This window comes from Alicycliphilus denitrificans K601, assembly GCF_000204645.1.
GTDB lineage: Bacteria > Pseudomonadota > Gammaproteobacteria > Burkholderiales > Burkholderiaceae_C > Alicycliphilus > Alicycliphilus denitrificans.
Map to the genome: position 1 here is coordinate 4,302,752 of NC_015422.1, position 15,356 is coordinate 4,318,107.

9 protein-coding genes are annotated in these 15,356 nt (G+C 68.3%); 3 read left to right on the plus strand and 6 right to left on the minus strand.

The window, feature by feature from the left end; translation table 11 throughout:
- Positions 1 to 9 precede the first annotated feature (9 nt).
- Complete coding sequence (uvrA, locus tag ALIDE2_RS20465) at positions 10 to 5,844, minus strand: excinuclease ABC subunit UvrA (protein WP_013723030.1); 5,835 nt, start codon at positions 5,842 to 5,844, stop codon at positions 10 to 12.
- 133 nt (positions 5,845 to 5,977) lie between these two features.
- Between uvrA and ALIDE2_RS20470 the strand changes: the two genes are divergently transcribed.
- Entirely contained in the window at positions 5,978 to 7,090 is a 1,113-nt protein-coding gene (locus tag ALIDE2_RS20470) for an ABC transporter substrate-binding protein (RefSeq protein ID WP_013520564.1), read from the plus strand.
- A gap of 68 nt (positions 7,091 to 7,158) precedes the next feature.
- Here ALIDE2_RS20470 and ALIDE2_RS25315 read toward each other — a convergent pair whose 3' ends face one another.
- The 3 genes from ALIDE2_RS25315 to ALIDE2_RS20480 form a co-directional block, all read right to left on the minus strand.
- A complete protein-coding gene (locus tag ALIDE2_RS25315) occupies positions 7,159 to 7,326 on the minus strand; it encodes a hypothetical protein (RefSeq protein WP_013520565.1) in 168 nt (55 codons plus the stop codon).
- 145 nt (positions 7,327 to 7,471) lie between these two features.
- The gene (locus ALIDE2_RS20475) at positions 7,472 to 8,491 is read right to left on the minus strand and encodes a porin (protein ID WP_013520566.1); all 1,020 of its coding nucleotides are present in this window, start codon (positions 8,489 to 8,491) and stop codon (positions 7,472 to 7,474) included.
- 202 nt (positions 8,492 to 8,693) lie between these two features.
- A complete protein-coding gene (locus tag ALIDE2_RS20480) occupies positions 8,694 to 10,388 on the minus strand; it encodes an MFS transporter (RefSeq protein ID WP_013520567.1) in 1,695 nt (564 codons plus the stop codon).
- 316 nt (positions 10,389 to 10,704) lie between these two features.
- Here ALIDE2_RS20480 and ALIDE2_RS20485 point away from each other — a divergent pair, with 316 nt between their 5' ends.
- Positions 10,705 to 11,013, plus strand: a complete 309-nt coding sequence (locus ALIDE2_RS20485) for a DUF485 domain-containing protein (protein WP_013520568.1) — start codon at positions 10,705 to 10,707, stop codon at positions 11,011 to 11,013.
- Positions 11,010 to 12,746, plus strand: a complete 1,737-nt coding sequence (locus ALIDE2_RS20490; RefSeq protein ID WP_013723031.1) for a cation acetate symporter — start codon at positions 11,010 to 11,012, stop codon at positions 12,744 to 12,746. Before ALIDE2_RS20485 ends, ALIDE2_RS20490 begins: the two co-directional genes overlap by 4 nt.
- Before the next feature lie 123 nt (positions 12,747 to 12,869).
- On the opposite strand, the gene ALIDE2_RS20495 is transcribed toward ALIDE2_RS20490, so the two are convergent.
- Both ALIDE2_RS20495 and ALIDE2_RS20500 read right to left on the minus strand, forming a co-directional pair.
- The gene (locus ALIDE2_RS20495) at positions 12,870 to 13,535 is read right to left on the minus strand and encodes a 3'-5' exonuclease (RefSeq protein WP_013520570.1); all 666 of its coding nucleotides are present in this window, start codon (positions 13,533 to 13,535) and stop codon (positions 12,870 to 12,872) included.
- Complete coding sequence (locus ALIDE2_RS20500) at positions 13,532 to 15,346, minus strand: DUF294 nucleotidyltransferase-like domain-containing protein (RefSeq protein ID WP_013520571.1); 1,815 nt, start codon at positions 15,344 to 15,346, stop codon at positions 13,532 to 13,534. The genes ALIDE2_RS20495 and ALIDE2_RS20500 overlap by 4 nt, the downstream gene beginning before the upstream one ends.
- Between the last annotated feature and the right edge of the window lie 10 nt (positions 15,347 to 15,356).

Below are 15,356 nucleotides of genomic sequence, written 5' to 3' on the forward strand. Positions count from 1 at the left end.
AACGCCGCATCATGCGCGCGCCAGCACCGGCGCCAGCGCCCGGCCCGTGTGCGTGCCCAGCCGCACCAGGTCCTCGGGCGTGCCTGCGGCCACGATGGTGCCGCCGTCCTTGCCGCCCTCGGGGCCCAGGTCGATGATCCAGTCGGCCTCGGCGATCACGTCGAGGTCGTGCTCGATGACGGCCACGCTGTGGCCGCCGTCCACCAGGCGGTGCAGCACCTTGATGAGCTTGTGCACGTCGGCCATGTGCAGGCCCACGGTGGGCTCGTCGAGCACGTAGAGCGTGTGCGGCGCCTTCTGGCCGCGACGGCCCACGTCGTCGCGCACCTTGGTCAGTTCAGTCACGAGCTTGATGCGCTGGGCCTCGCCGCCGGAGAGCGTCGGGCTGGGCTGGCCGAGCGTGAGGTAGCCCAGGCCCACGTCCTTCAGCAGCTGCAGCGGGTGCGCGATGCTGGGCATGCTGGCGAAGAACTCCACGGCCTCGTCCACCTCCATCTGCAGCACGTCGCCGATGCTTTTGCCGCGCCAGGTGACGGCCAGGGTCTCGGGGTTGAAGCGCGCGCCGTGGCAGACCTCGCAGGGCACCTTCACGTCGGGCAGGAAGCTCATGGCGATGGTGCGCATGCCCTGCCCTTCGCAGCCGGGGCAGCGGCCCTCGCCCGTGTTGAAGCTGAAGCGCCCGGGCGCGTAGCCGCGCGCCTTGGCCTCCAGCGTCTCGGCGAACAACTTGCGGATGGTGTCCCAGAAGCCGATGTAGGTGGCGGGGCAGCTGCGCGGCGTCTTGCCGATGGGCGTCTGGTCCACCTCCAGCACGCGGTCGATGGTCTCGAAGCCCTGCAGGCCCTTGCAGCCCACGAGCGCGGGCGCCTTGCCCGCGTCCATGGCCTCGCGCCCGGCCTTGGTGGCGCGCTGGCCCACCCAGGCCGCCACGTTGGCCAGCAGCACGTCGCGCGCCAGCGTGGACTTGCCCGAGCCCGACACGCCCGTGACGGCGACCAGGCGCTGCAGCGGCACGCGCGCGTCGATGTCCCGCAGGTTGTGCAGGCAGGCGCCCAGCACGGTGAGCCAGGCCAGGGGCTGGGCAGCTTCTGTTTTGCTAGCTGCCAGCGCTTTCCCCTCCTTGTTTTCAGATGTTTTCGTATCTGAAACTGTTTGTCGAAGAGCGCCAGAAGCTCCGTTTTCAGGAGCATGAACCACCCGCCGCGCCTGCAGCGGATGGCGCATGGCGTGCAGCAGGTAGCGGCCGGTCTGCGAGTCCTCGGCGGCCTGCACGTCGGCCACCGTGCCCTGCGCCACCAGGCGCCCGCCGCGCTTGCCGGCGCTGGGGCCTATGTCGATGATGTGGTCGGCGCGGCGGATGGTGTCCTCGTCGTGCTCCACCACCACCAGCGTGTTGCCCTTGTCGCCGAGCTTGTGCAGGGCGTTCAGCAGGATCTGGTTGTCGCGCGCGTGCAGGCCTATGGTGGGCTCGTCCAGCACGTAGCACACGCCCTGCAGGTTGCTGCCGAGCTGCGCCGCCAGGCGGATGCGCTGCGCCTCGCCGCCGCTGAGCGTGGGCGCGCCGCGGTCGAGCGTGAGGTAGGACAGGCCGACTTCCTCCAGGAATTCGAGCCTGCTCTGGATCTCGGGGACCAGGTCGCGCGCGATGTCGTTATCCCGTTGGGTCATGCGGCCCGAGAGCTGCAGCCCCGCGATCCACTGCCGCACCTCGCTCACCGACAGGTGCGCCACCTCGGTGATGGCCGTGCCGGCGAAGCGCACGGCGCGCGCCACGGGGTTCAGGCGCGTGCCCTGGCAGGCGGGGCAGGCCAGGTCCGCCAGGTCTTCCACCTCGGGCTCGGCGAAGGTCTGCTCGCGGCCGCGGTCGTCGGACTGCACCGAGTCGTCGAAGGCCTTGCGCTGCTCCTTGGTCAGCTTGACGCCCGTGCCCACGCAGTCGGGGCACCAGCCGTGCTTGCTGTTGTACGAGAACAGGCGCGGGTCCAGCTCGGCGTAGCTCGTCGCGCACACGGGGCAGGCGCGCTTGGTGGAGAACACCTGCAGCCGGCCGATGTGGGCCGTGGACGCGCCGTCCTGCAGCGCCTCCTGCAGGCCGTCGAGGTGGCTGAGCACGTGGACCACGCCCTTGCCCAGCTCCAGCGCCTTGGCAAGCTGAGCGCGCAGCGCGTCCTCCTTTTCGGCCGACACGTGCAGGCTGGCCACGGGCAGCTCGATGGTGTGCTCCTTGAAGCGGTCGATGCGCGGGAAGCCCGCCGTGGGCAGGAAGTTGCCGTCCACGCGCAGGTGGGTGTAGCCGCGCGGGCGCGCCCAGTCGGCCAGCTCGGTGTAGACGCCCTTGCGGTTCATCACCAGGGGCGCCAGCAGGCCGATGTGCTGGCCGCGGAACTGCGTGAGCAGCTGCGCGGCGATGCTCTCCATGGTCTGCGGCTGCACCGCCGCGCCGTCGTGCACGCAGTGCTGCACGCCGAGCTTCACGTACAGCAGGCGCAGGAAGTGCCAGACCTCGGTGGTCGTGCCCACGGTGCTCTTGCGTCCGCCGCGCGAGAGGCGCTGCTCTATGGCCACGGTGGGCGGTATGCCGTAGACGGCGTCCACCTCGGGCCGGCCCGCGGGCTGCACGATGGAGCGCGCGTAGGCGTTGAGCGACTCCAGGTAGCGGCGCTGCCCCTCGTTGAACAGGATGTCGAAGGCCAGCGTGGACTTGCCCGAGCCGCTGACGCCCGTGATCACGTTGAAGCGCCCGCGCGGAATGTCCAGCGTGAGGTGCTGCAGGTTGTGCTCGCGGGCATTCACGATTTCAATCGCGTTTTTGGCATCCAGCGCTTTTCCATCAAGCGCCAGCAGCTTCTCTTTCCGTAGCACGGCGCGCTGCTCGTGCACCGAATGGCCGCCCTCTCCGAGCGCCTGCTCGTACTCGCGCAGCGCGGCGCCGGTGTGCGAGTGCGGGTGCCGGCGCACCTCCTCGGGCGCGCCCTCGGCGACGAGTTGGCCGCCGGCGTCGCCCCCCTCGGGCCCCAGGTCGATGAGCCAGTCGGAGGCGGCGATCACGTCCAGGTTGTGCTCGATGACGATGAGCGAGTGGCCCGCGTCCAGGAGCTTGCGCAGCGCGCGCATGAGCTTGGCGATGTCGTCGAAGTGCAGGCCCGTGGTGGGCTCGTCGAACAGGAACAGCGTGCCCTTGCGCGCGACGGGCTGGCGCGACTTGGCCTGGGTGCGCGCGGCCTCGGCCAGGAAGCCCGCGAGCTTGAGGCGCTGCGCCTCGCCGCCCGACAGCGTGGGCACGGGCTGGCCCAGGCGCACGTATTCCAGCCCCACGTCCACGATGGGCGCGAGCGCGCGGATCACCTCGCGGTCGCCCGCGAACGCCTCAGCGGCCTCGTGCACGGTCAGCTCCAGCACGTCGGCCACGTTGAGCAGCCTGCCGCCGCGCTCGATGCGCACCTCCAGCACCTCGGGCCGGTAGCGCTTGCCGTCGCAGTCGGGGCAGCGCAGGTACACGTCCGACAGGAACTGCATCTCCACATGCTCGAAGCCCGATCCGCCGCAGGAGGGGCAGCGCCCGTCGCCCGAGTTGAAGCTGAACTTGGCCGCGGTGTAGCCGCGCTCGCGCGCGAGCGGCGCCACGGCGAACAGCTCGCGGATGGCGTCCCACGCGCCCACATAGCTCACGGGGTTGGAGCGCGCCGTCTTGCCGATGGGCGACTGGTCCACGAACACCACGTCGCTCAGGTGGTCCGCGCCCAGCAGCCGGTCATGCGCGCCGGGCGACTCGGTCGCCTTGCCGAAGTGGCGCATGAGCGCGGGCGCGAGCACGTCCTGGATCAGCGTGGACTTGCCCGAGCCCGACACACCGGTCACGGTAACCAGGCGCTGCAGCGGGAACTCCACCGTCAGGCCCTGCAGGTTGTGCTCGCGCGCGCCTTCGAGGATCAGGCGCGGCGTGGAATCCGTCACCAGGCGCTTGAGGCCCGTGCCGATGTGCCTGCGCCCGCCCAGGTACTGGCCCGTGAGCGTGGGCGCGCGGCGCAGCTCGCCCACCGTGCCGTCGAACACGATGCGGCCGCCGCGCTCGCCCGGGCCGGGACCGAAGTCGAGGATGCGGTCGGCCGCGAGCATGACGGCCGGGTCGTGCTCCACCACCACCAGCGTGTTGCCCGCGTCGCGCAGGCGCAGCATGGCCTCGGTGATGCGGTGCATGTCGCGCGGGTGCAGGCCTATGCTGGGCTCGTCCAGCACGAACAGTGTGTTGACCAGGCTGGTGCCCAGCGCCGTGGTGAGGTTGATGCGCTGCACCTCGCCGCCGCTCAGGGTCCGGCTCTGCCGGTCCAGCGTGAGGTAGCCGATGCCCACGTCGCACAGGTACTTGAGGCGCGTGGAGATCTCCTCGTGCAGCAGCTGCAGCGCCTGCCGCTCCCCCTCGCCCGGCCCTGCGTCCTTGCCCTGCGCGGGGGCGAACCCCAGGCGCGCGAAGAACCGCCGCAGCCGCTCGATCGGCAGCATCATCAGGTCATGCAGGCACAGCCCCGGCAGCGCCTCCAGCTGCGCGCGGGTCCACTGAACGCCCTGCGGCATGAAGCGGCGCGCGGGGTCCAGCACCGTGTCGGCGTCTTCCTTGCTGCCGATGCGCCACAGCAGGCTCTCGGTCTTCAGGCGCGCGCCCGCGCACACGGGGCATGGCGTGTAGCTGCGGTACTTGGACAGCAGCACGCGGATGTGCATCTTGTAGGCCTTGCTCTCCAGGTACGCGAAGAAGCGCCGTATGCCGTACCACTGCCTGTTCCAGTTGCCCTCCTTGAAGCCCGGCGTGCCCTCGATCACCCATTGCCGCTGCTCGGCCGTGAGCTTGTACCAGGGCGTGTCGCGCGGAATGCCCGCGGCCTCGGCATGGCGCATCAGGTCGTCCTGGCATTCCTTCCACGCGGGCGTCTGTATGGGCTTGATGGCGCCGGCGCGCAGCGTGAGCTTCTCGTTCGGGACGACCAGGCCCCAGTCCACGCCGATCACGCGGCCAAAGCCCCGGCAGGTATCGCAGGCGCCCACGGCCGAGTTGAAGGAGAACATCGAGGCGATGGGCTCGGCGTAGCGCAGGTCGCTCTCGGGGCAGTGCAGGCCGGTGGAGAAGCGCCACAGCTCGCTCTCGCTCTCGTCGCGCAAGCGATAGACATTGAGCCGCCCGCCGCCGCGCTTGAGCGCCACCTCGATGGCCTCGACCACGCGCACGCGCTCGGCGCCGCCCATGCGGAAACGGTCGGCCACCACGTCGAGCAGCTTCCTGCCGTCCCGCTCGCGCTCGGCCTGCACCCTGGTGAAGCCGCTGGCGGACAGCCATTGTTCGAGCTGCTCGGCCGTGATGCCGGCCGGCAGCTCCACGGGGAAGGTGAGCACGATGCGCGGGTCGCCCTCGGCAGCGCAGCGCCGCTGCAGCTCGGCGTAAATGGTGTCGGGCGAGTCGTGGCGCACGGGCAGCGCCGTTTTGCGGTCGAACAGCTGGCCGGCGCGCGCGAACAGCAGCTTCAGGTGGTCGTTGAGCTCCGTCATCGTGCCCACGGTGGAGCGCGAGCTGCGCACGGGGTTGGTCTGGTCGATGGCGATGGCCGGCGGCACGCCCTCCACCTTGTCCACGGCCGGCTTGTCCATGCGGTCCAGGAACTGGCGCGCATAGGCGCTGAAAGTCTCCACGTAGCGGCGCTGGCCCTCGGCGTACAGCGTGTCGAACACCAGGCTGGACTTGCCCGAGCCGCTCGGGCCGGTCACCACGGTGAGCTCGCCCGTGCGGATGTCCAGGTCGAGGTTCTTGAGGTTGTGCTGGCGCGCGCCGTGGATACGGATCAGTCCCTGGGTCATGGGGGTTCTTTCTGCTTCGAGGCCGAACATTCTAGGGATGCGCGGATCGCACGCTCGCCTCGTGCAAAACATCCCTTCGGGGCACCCGATCCGGTAGACTGCCGCGCAGCATCAACCAAGGAGAGGCGAGACCATGCAGGCATGGCAGAAATGGGGAGCGGCCCTGGCCCTGGGCGCGCTGCTGGGCACGGCCCAGGCCCAGATCCTGGTGGGCCAGACCGCGGGGCTTTCGGGCGTGGTCGGTCCAGGCGTGCAGGAAACCGCCGCGGGCGCCAGGCTCTTCATCGACGCGGTGAACGCCAAGGGCGGAGTCCACGGCCAGAAGATCGAGCTGATCGCCATGGACGACAAGTTCGACCCCAAGACCGCCGGCGAGAACGCGCGCGTGCTGATCGAGGACAAGAAGGTGCACGTCATGTTCCTCACGCGCGGCACGCCACACACCGAGGCCATCATCCCGCACCTGGACAAGCATGGCGTGGCCCTCGTGGGCCCCTCCACGGGCGCCATGGTGCTGCACCAGCCCGTGCGCAAGCATGTCTTCAACGTGCGCGCCACCTACCAGCGCGAGGCCGAGAAGGCCATGGCCCACCTGGCCTCGCTGGGCATGACGCGCATCGCCGTGCTGTATGCCGACGACAGCTTCGGCGCCGACGGCGTGGCCGGCGCGCAGAAGGGCCTGGCGCAGGCCCGGCTGGAGCCCGTGGTGCTGGAGAAATTCAACCGCGCCCAGCCCGACTTCGCTCCCCCGGCGGCGAAGATCGCGCAGGCGCAGGCACAGGCCGTGATGATCATCGGCTCGGGCACCACCGTGGTCGACGGCTATGCGGCGCTGCGCAAGGCGGGCTCAACGGCACAGCTCGTGACGCTGTCGAACAACGCCTCCAACGGCTTCATCAAGAGCCTGGGCGAGCACGCGCGCGGCGTCATCGTGTCCCAGGTCTTCCCCAACGAACGCAGCCTGGGCTATCCCATGGTCCGGGAGGCGATCGAGCTGAACAAGGCACGCGGCCAGGGCGAGGTGAGCCCCGCGATGCTCGAAGGCTTCGCCGCCGCCAAGGTGCTGGTCGAAGGACTGCGCCGCGCCGGCCCCAAGCCCACGCGGGAGAAGATCCAGTCGGCGCTCGAATCGATACAGCAGCTCGACCTGGGCGGCCTGCTCGTCTCCTACGGCGAGAATGACCACACGGGGCTCGACTTCGCGGACCTGTCCATCATCGGCGCCGACGGCAAGTTCCGCCGCTGACCCAAGGCAGCACATGAAAAAAACCCGCAGGCCACGGCCTGCGGGTTTTTTTATCGGGGCCGGCAGCCTTACTGCGCGGCGCTGGCTGCCGAAGCGGGCGCCGCCGCCGGCTCGGGCGCGTGCACGGCCTCCACGCCATGCTTTTCGCCGCTCATGTCCACCTGGTCTCCCGCCTTCATGATCACGAACAGCGCGATCACCGCGAACACCACAAAACCCAGCACGAGCTTCCACATGCTTGTCTCCTGAAAGTTGTCGTCAACACAAAAGGGGCTCCAACAAAAAGGCCCCACACATCCGTGTGGGGCCTGTCCTGTCCGATCGCAGGCCCGGCTCCATTGGATCAGGCCTGGATTGCAGGCAGCTTACGCTGCCCGGGAATCAGAAGTTGTGGCGCACGCCCAGGGCGAACGAGCTGAAGTCGGAACCCGAGTTCGTCACGTTGTAGCCAGCGTTGTTGCCGTTGTTCACGCGGGTGTAGTAGGTGTACACCTTGGTGCGCTTGCTCAGGTTGTAGTTGTAGCCCAGGGTCCACTGCGTGGCATCCGAGTCGTTGACGTTGCTCCAGGAGTTGGCGTGGCCCACGTTCACGTGGAACTCGGAAGCACCCAGGGCGTACATGCCCGACAGGCGGAAGTTGTTGCGCGTGCCGGCGCCGGTGGTGACGATCTGGTTGTCATCCTTGTTGCGCTGGTAGTAGCCGCCCACCGTGAACTGGCCGAACGTGTACAGGGCGCGCAGGCCCACCTGGTAGTTGCTGTCGACGGAGCTGTAGCCGAGGCCCAGGTGCAGGGGGCCCATGTTGTAGTTGGCAGCCAGGTCGTAGCCGTTCTTGTCGTTGGTGCCGGCGGCCCTTTCGTGCAGCAGCACGGCGGCATCGACGGTCAGGCCGCCGAGGCTGGGGGTGCGGTAGCCGATCTTGTTCTTGGTGCCCAGGCCGCCGAACCACACGGGGTCGTAGTACAGGGCGTCGGACGACGAGCCGGTGTCGTGGTTGTGCATGCTCACGTAGTCGGCAGTCGCGTAGTACGACTCGGGCACGAAATTGCCCAGGCGCACCATGCCGAAGCCGCCGGCCAGGTTGACTTCGCTCTGGCGGCCAAAGTTCAGGCCGTTGCCGACGGTGGCCAGGCCCGGCCAGCCCGTGCCGGTGCCGGTATCGGACGCGAAGCCGCTTTCGAGCTGGAAGCCCGCCTTCAGGCCGCCACCCAGGTCTTCAGTACCACGGACGCCCCAGCGCGAAGCATTGTTGAACATGCCGGTCGTGCTGACGCCGCCGTCCTTCTGGCGTTCCACGGTGGTGTTGATGCGGCCATACAGGGTGACGCTGCTCTGTGCGAAGACGGCAGAAGTACCCAGCAGTGCCAGGGTTGCGAGCAACAAACGGCTTGGTTTTTGCATGTGATTTCCTTGAAGAATGCTTGTGTCCATCGGGGGTGGGTAGGCACGGCTTGCCGCCTGCATGCGGCCGGTAGGCCCCATGTGCGTCTACGGCGTCGGATTTTATCGGCCGGCACACGGGAAAGGCGGCGCCGGCTCGACCCTGATGTTTTGCCGCCACACTCTCGCACGGCGAGGGCGTGGCGGCGGGGCCAGGCTCAACTTAATCGTTGGCGTAGATGTCCACGTCCTTGGTCTCGCGCAGGAACAGCGTGCCGACCACGGCCGTCATGCCGGCGATGACGATGGGGTACCACAGGCCGCTGTACATGTTGCCGGCCGATGCCACCAGCGCGAACGAGGTGGTGGGCAGCAGGCCGCCGAACCAGCCGTTGCCGATGTGGTAAGGCAGGCTCATCGAGGTGTAGCGGATGCGCGTGGGGAACAGCTCCACCAGCATGGCGGCGATGGGGCCGTACACCATGGTCACCAGGATCACCAGGTACACCAGGATGGCGATCATCATGGGCTTGTTCATCTTGGCGGGGTCGGCCTTGGTGGGGTAGCCAGCGAGCTTCAGGTCCTCACCCATCTCCTTCTTGAAAGCGGCGATGGCCTTGGCGCTTTCCTCGTCGAACTTGTGGTTCACGACCGTTCCGGTGGGTGCGGTGACCGTCTTGTCGCCGATCTTCACCACGGCGGGCGAGCCTGCCGGGCCAGCGACGTTTTCATAACTCACGGAGTTCTGCACCAGGTAGCGCTTGGCGATGTCGCAGGAGCTCTTGAAGTCGATCTCGCGCGCCACGGGGTTGCCCTGGAAGGAGCAGGTGGCGGGGTCGGCGGTCACAGACACGCCGGCCGTGGCCTGTGCCTTGGCCAGATCGGGGTTGGCAGCGCCGGTCAGGGCCTTGAACACGGGGAAGTAGGTCAGCACGGCCAGCACGCAGCCCAGCATGATGATGGGCTTGCGGCCGATCTTGTCGGACAGGGAGCCGAACACCACGAAGAAGGGCGTGCCGATCAGCAGGGCCGCGGCGATCATCAGGTTGGCCGTGACGGCATCGACCTTGAGCTGCTGCATCAGGAAGAACAGCGCGTAGAACTGGCCCGTGTACCAGACCACGGCCTGGCCGGCGGTCAGGCCGATCAGCGCCAGGATCACGATCTTCAGGTTCTTCCACTGGCCGAAGGATTCGGACAGCGGGGCCTTGGAGGTCTTGCCCTCGGCCTTCATCTTCTGGAAGGCGGGCGATTCGGACAGCGACAGCCGGATCCACACCGAGACGGCCAGCAGCAGGATGGACACCAGGAAGGGAATGCGCCAGCCCCAGTCGTTGAACGCGGGCTCGCCCATGACCGTGCGGGTGCCGAGGATCACGAGCAGCGACAGGAACAGGCCCAGCGTGGCCGTGGTCTGGATCCACGACGTGTAGGCGCCGCGCTTGCCATGCGGCGCGTGTTCGGCCACGTAGGTGGCCGCGCCGCCGTACTCGCCGCCCAGCGCCAAGCCCTGCAGCATGCGCAGCGCGATCAGGATGATGGGGGCGGCCACGCCGATGCTGGCGTAGTTGGGCAGCACGCCGACGATGAAGGTCGAGATGCCCATGATCAGGATGGTGACCAGGAAGGTGTACTTGCGCCCGATCATGTCGCCCAGGCGGCCGAACACCAGCGCGCCGAAGGGGCGCACCAGGAAGCCCGCGGCGAAGGCCAGCAGCGCGAAGATGAATGCCGCGCCTGCGTCCAGGCCGCTGAAGAACTGCTTGGCGATGATGGCCGCCAGGGAGCCGTATAGATAGAAGTCGTACCACTCGAACACGGTGCCGAGTGACGAGGCGAAGATCACCTTCTTTTCTTCCGTGGTCATGGGACGGTGGGCCGCCCCTCTGCCCACGCCTTGCGCAGCGTTGATAGCCATGGTTTGTCTCCTGAGTCGTTGTGGATCACAGGTACTTACAAAATACCTGTCGCACCACTATCTGCGCGGCAACTGACGGTGCACTGACGTATTTCTTACCGAAGCTGACGCATTGCTGAACGCAAACTTACAAGTCTGGAAGAAACCCTGAGCCCCTGTTTTCCGATGTGAAAAACACGAGCAGAACGTCGCCGGGCCGCGCATTTGCTGCATTGCAGCGCGTAAGCATTGGGTCAGTCGCCATTCGCAGAATCCGCCCCGTTTGTGCACTGCAGCACATGCAGGACACGGCATTCGACCGAACCAGGAGACAAGCATGAGTGACCCCGCCGTTGAGAAGATTCAACGCCATCCCAAGTACCAGGAGCTGCGCGCGCGGCGCAATCCGCTGAGCGTCGTGCTGACGGTGCTGATGCTGGTCGTGTACTACGGCTACATCGGCCTGATCGCCTTCGACAAGCCCTTCCTCGCCAAGCCCATCGGCGACGGCGTGACCTCGCTGGGCATCCCCATCGGCATGGGCGTGATCGTGTTCACGATCGCCATCACGGTGTACTACGTGCGCGTCGCCAACAAGAAGTTCGACGCCCTGACCGAAGAGCTCCTGAAGGACGTCACGAAATGAAGCGCATACAGACCGCAGCCAGCAGCACGCTGGCCCTGGCCAGCCTGTGGGCCGCCAACGCAGCCCACGCCGCCGGTGGCGACCTGGGCCAGGCCGCCAAGCAGGAAACCAACTGGACGGCCATCGTCATGTTCGCCATCTTCGTGGCCGGCACGCTGTGGATCACGAAGTGGGCCGCATCCAAGACCCGCTCGGCGGCGGACTTCTACACCGCTGGCGGCGGCATCACGGGCTTCCAGAACGGCCTGGCGATCGCCGGCGACTACATGTCCGCAGCCTCGTTCCTGGGCATCTCGGCGGCCGTGATGGCTTCGGGCTACGACGGGCTGATCTACTCCATCGGCTTCCTCGTGGGCTGGCCCGTCATCACCTTCCTGATGGCCGACCGCCTGCGCAACCTGGGCAAGTTCACCTTCGCCGACGTGGCCGGCTACCGCTTCGCGCAGGCGCCCATCCGCATGTTCGCAGCCTCGGGCACGCTGATCGTGGTGGCCTTCTACCTGATCGCGCAGATGGTCGGCGCCGGCCAGCTCATCAAGCTGCTGTTCGGCCTGGAGTACTGGATGGCGGTGGTCATCGTCGGCGCGCTGATGATGGTCTACGTGCTGTTCGGCGGCATGACGGCCACCACCTGGGTGCAGATCATCAAGGCCTGCCTGCTGCTCGCCGGCGTGACCTTCATGGCCTTCATGGTGCTGGCCAACTACGGCTTCAGCCCCGAGGCGCTGTTCGCCAAGGGCGTGGAGGTGCGCACGCAGATCGCCGCCAACGCGGGCAAGACGCCCGAAGAGGCGGCCAGGGCGGGCCTGTCCATCATGGGCCCGGGCGGCTTCATCAAGGATCCCATCTCGGCCATCTCGTTCGGTATGGCGCTGATGTTCGGCACGGCCGGTCTGCCCCACATCCTGATGCGCTTCTTCACCGTGCCCAACGCCAAGGAGGCGCGCAAGTCCGTGGGCTGGGCCACGGTGTGGATCGGCTACTTCTACATCCTGATCTTCATCATCGGCTTCGGCGCCATCACCATGGTGCTCACGAACCCCGAGATGTCCGACACCGTCAAGGGCGTGATCAAGGGCGGCGCGGGCACGGCCAACATGGCGGCCGTGCTGGTGGCCAAGAGCGTGGGCGGCAACATCTTCTACGGCTTCATCTCCGCCGTGGCGTTCGCCACCATCCTGGCCGTGGTCGCGGGCCTGACGCTGTCGGGCGCCTCGGCCGTGTCGCACGACCTGTACGCCACCGTCATCAAGAACGGCAAGGCCGACAGCGCCGCCGAGCTCAAGGTCTCGCGCATCACCACCCTGGCGCTGGGCGTGATCGCCGTGCTGCTGGGCATCGCGTTCGAGAAGCAGAACATCGCCTTCATGGTGTCGCTGGCCTTCGCGGTCGCGGCCTCGGCCAACTTCCCGGCGCTGATCCTGTCCATCCTGTGGAAGGGCTGCACCACGCGCGGCGCGGTGATCGGCGGCTTCCTGGGCCTGATCTCCTCGGTGGGCCTGACCATCGTGTCGCCCTCGGTGTGGGAAGCCACGCTGGGCAACCCGGCCGGGTCGGCGCTGTTCCCCTACTCCTCGCCGGCCCTGTTCTCCATGGTGATCGGCTTCGTGGGCGTGTGGCTGTTCTCGATCACCGACGGCAGCGCGCGCGCGGCCAAGGAGCGTGAGGCCTTCGCCGCGCAGCAGGTGCGCTCCGAGACCGGCCTGGGCGCGTCCGGCGCATCGGGCCACTGAGCCGATACGAAGGGAGGGCTGCGAAGCCCCTGGAAAGCTGGGCCCGGGTGCCCGGCTTTTTCATTTGCTCATCGAATGAGAGCTGCCAGCGCAGTCTGGGCGCAGCTTTGTACCCGTTTCGGCTCAAACCTCGCCGCGCAGGCGCCGCAGCTTGATGAAGGCCATGGCCGCCATCACCGCGTCGTTGAGCGCGTCGTGCGCCTCGCGCTCGGGCAGCTGCAGGTCGCGCATCAGCGTGGAGAAGCGCAGGTCGATGTCGGCATTGGCCTGCTGCTGGTAGGGCGGCAGCTGGCGGAACTTGTAGTCGTAGTACAGGGCCGAGACCTCGATCTTGCGCTGCGGCAGGCCCATGCCCAGCAGCGGCCAGATGGCGCGGCCCAGCATGGCCACGTCGAATTCGAGGTAGTAGCCCACCAGCGGGCGGCTGCCGATGAAGTGCATGAGCCGGCGCATGGCCTCGTCGCGCGGGATGCCGCCGGCCAGGTCGCGCTCGCGCAGGCGGTGGATGCGCACGCTGCCGGCCGACACGCCCTTCTCCGGGCGCACCAGCAGCTCCAGGCGTTCGCTGGTCAGGATGCGCTCGCCCACGATGCGCACCGCGCCGATGGAGACGATCTCGTCGGTGCGCGGGTTGAGCCCCGTGGTCTCGCAGTCCAGCGCCACCCATTCGCCCGGCGGGGGCGGGTCGAACATGAACGCGAACTCGGGCTCGCCCAGGTGGTAGACCAGCCACCAGCGGCGCAGCCTTTCCCACCACAGCGGGGGCAGGGAGGCATAGTGGCGGCTCATGCTGCGTCCAGGCGCAGGCGCTGGTGCAGCAGCGCCTTGAAGCGCTTGACGACCAGCAGCGTGTCCTTGAGCAGGTCGCGCTCCAGCGTGGACAGGCGCGCCGGATCGACGTTGCCCGTCACCGGGCGCTGCAGCTCCTGCTCTGCCAGTCCCGCCTGCAGCCGCAGGCCCATGAGGAAGTGCAGGCCCTGCACCAGTTCCTGGGCCAGGGCCGCATCGAGCTGGCCCTCGGCCTGCAGCGCGGCGATGCGCTCGGCCGTGCCGGTGGCGGCTATGCGCCGCGCCAGCGCCAGGCTGCGCACGCCGTGCACGATGGGAAAGATGCCGGCCTTCTTCAGGTTCATGGGCTCGGCGTCGCCCAGGCTCAGCAAGCGGTTCCACCAGCCCGCGGGGCCGCCGAAGGCATCTATGGCCAGCGCGAAGCGGGCGATCAGCGCGTCGTTGTCGGTGGCGAGCTGCATCAGGCGCTGGCGCACGTCGGCCAGCAGCTGCGCGTCGCCGGCCACGGCATGCGCGTCCATGAAGATGGCCAGGTGCATGAGGCTGTCGCCCTGAGGCTGCAGCAGCCAGTCGCGCACCTTGAGACCGAAGCCGCTCACGCTGGCGCGCCACGCGGGGTTGCTGAGCATGATGCGGCCCGGGCACTCGGGGTAGCCGAAGCGCGCCAGCGCCGCGGAAAAGCGTTCGCAGACGGCCTGCAGGTCGGCGGGGGGCTCGTAGCCGTCGCGCAGCAGTAGGCCGTTGTCCTGGTCGGTTTTCAGGAGCTGCTCGCCCCGGCCCTCGCTGCCCATAACGAACAGGCAGCTGTTGGCCACGAGGCCGGGCGGGGCGATCATCTGCCAGGCGCGCTCGAACAGCCGCGCATTGAGCTGCTGCACCAGCTGCGCCATGAGGGCGATGCGCGTGCCGCCGCGGTGCAGCGCGGCCAGCAGGCGCGTGATCTGGGCGGCGGCGGCCTCCAGCGCCTGCAGGTCGGCGGCCTGCTCAATCTGCACGGTGATCAGGTGCGAGTGGTTGGCCAGGAAGCTGAACAGGTCCAGCGCCTCCAGGATGCCCTGCACCTGGCCGTCCTCGCCCAGCACCGCCAGCCGGTGCACGCGCGCGCGCAGCAGCAGGGCCATGGCGTCGCCCAACTGGTCGCCGGCGCGCACGGTGATGACGGGGTGGCTGGCCAGCTCGCCCACGGTGATCTGCGCCAGCGGCCGGCCGTCGAGCACGGCGCGCTGCAGCGTGGTGTTGGAGAAGATGCCCAGCCCGCCCTGCAGCCCCGATACCAGCACGCTGGTGGTGCGCTGGCTCTGGAACAGCCGCACCACGGCGACGATGTCGGTGCCGGCCGGCACCACGTGGGCCGGGCGCAGGAAGGCCTGGTCCACGCGGGCCAGGGTCAGCGACTGCATCTGGTGCTGCTGGGCGCGCTGGGCCAGCGCGCTGAGCTTCTGCCCCAGGTCGGAGAACAGCAGCGCACCGAACGCGCGGTTGCGCGCGATCAGGTCCATGACGGTGGCGCGCGCGAGCTGGTAGGCCACCAGCTCCTCGGCCACGGCGAAGCGGCTGCTCACGCGGCCCGCCACCAGGCCGCGGCCGTCGAAGCAGTCGTCGGGCCCGTAGGTGGCGAGCTGTTCATCGCCCTCGGTCTGCGTGACGTAGCCCTTGATGACGACGAACAGCCAGGCGGGCGCGTCGCCCACGTCGAGCACCACCGCCCCTTGCGGGTAATAGGCGATGTCCACGCTATCGCGCACCAGCGCCTGCTCCTCGGCGCTCAGGCAGTCAAAGGGCGAGGCGGAAAAATTGAAGGCGTTGGGCATGGGCAAGGCT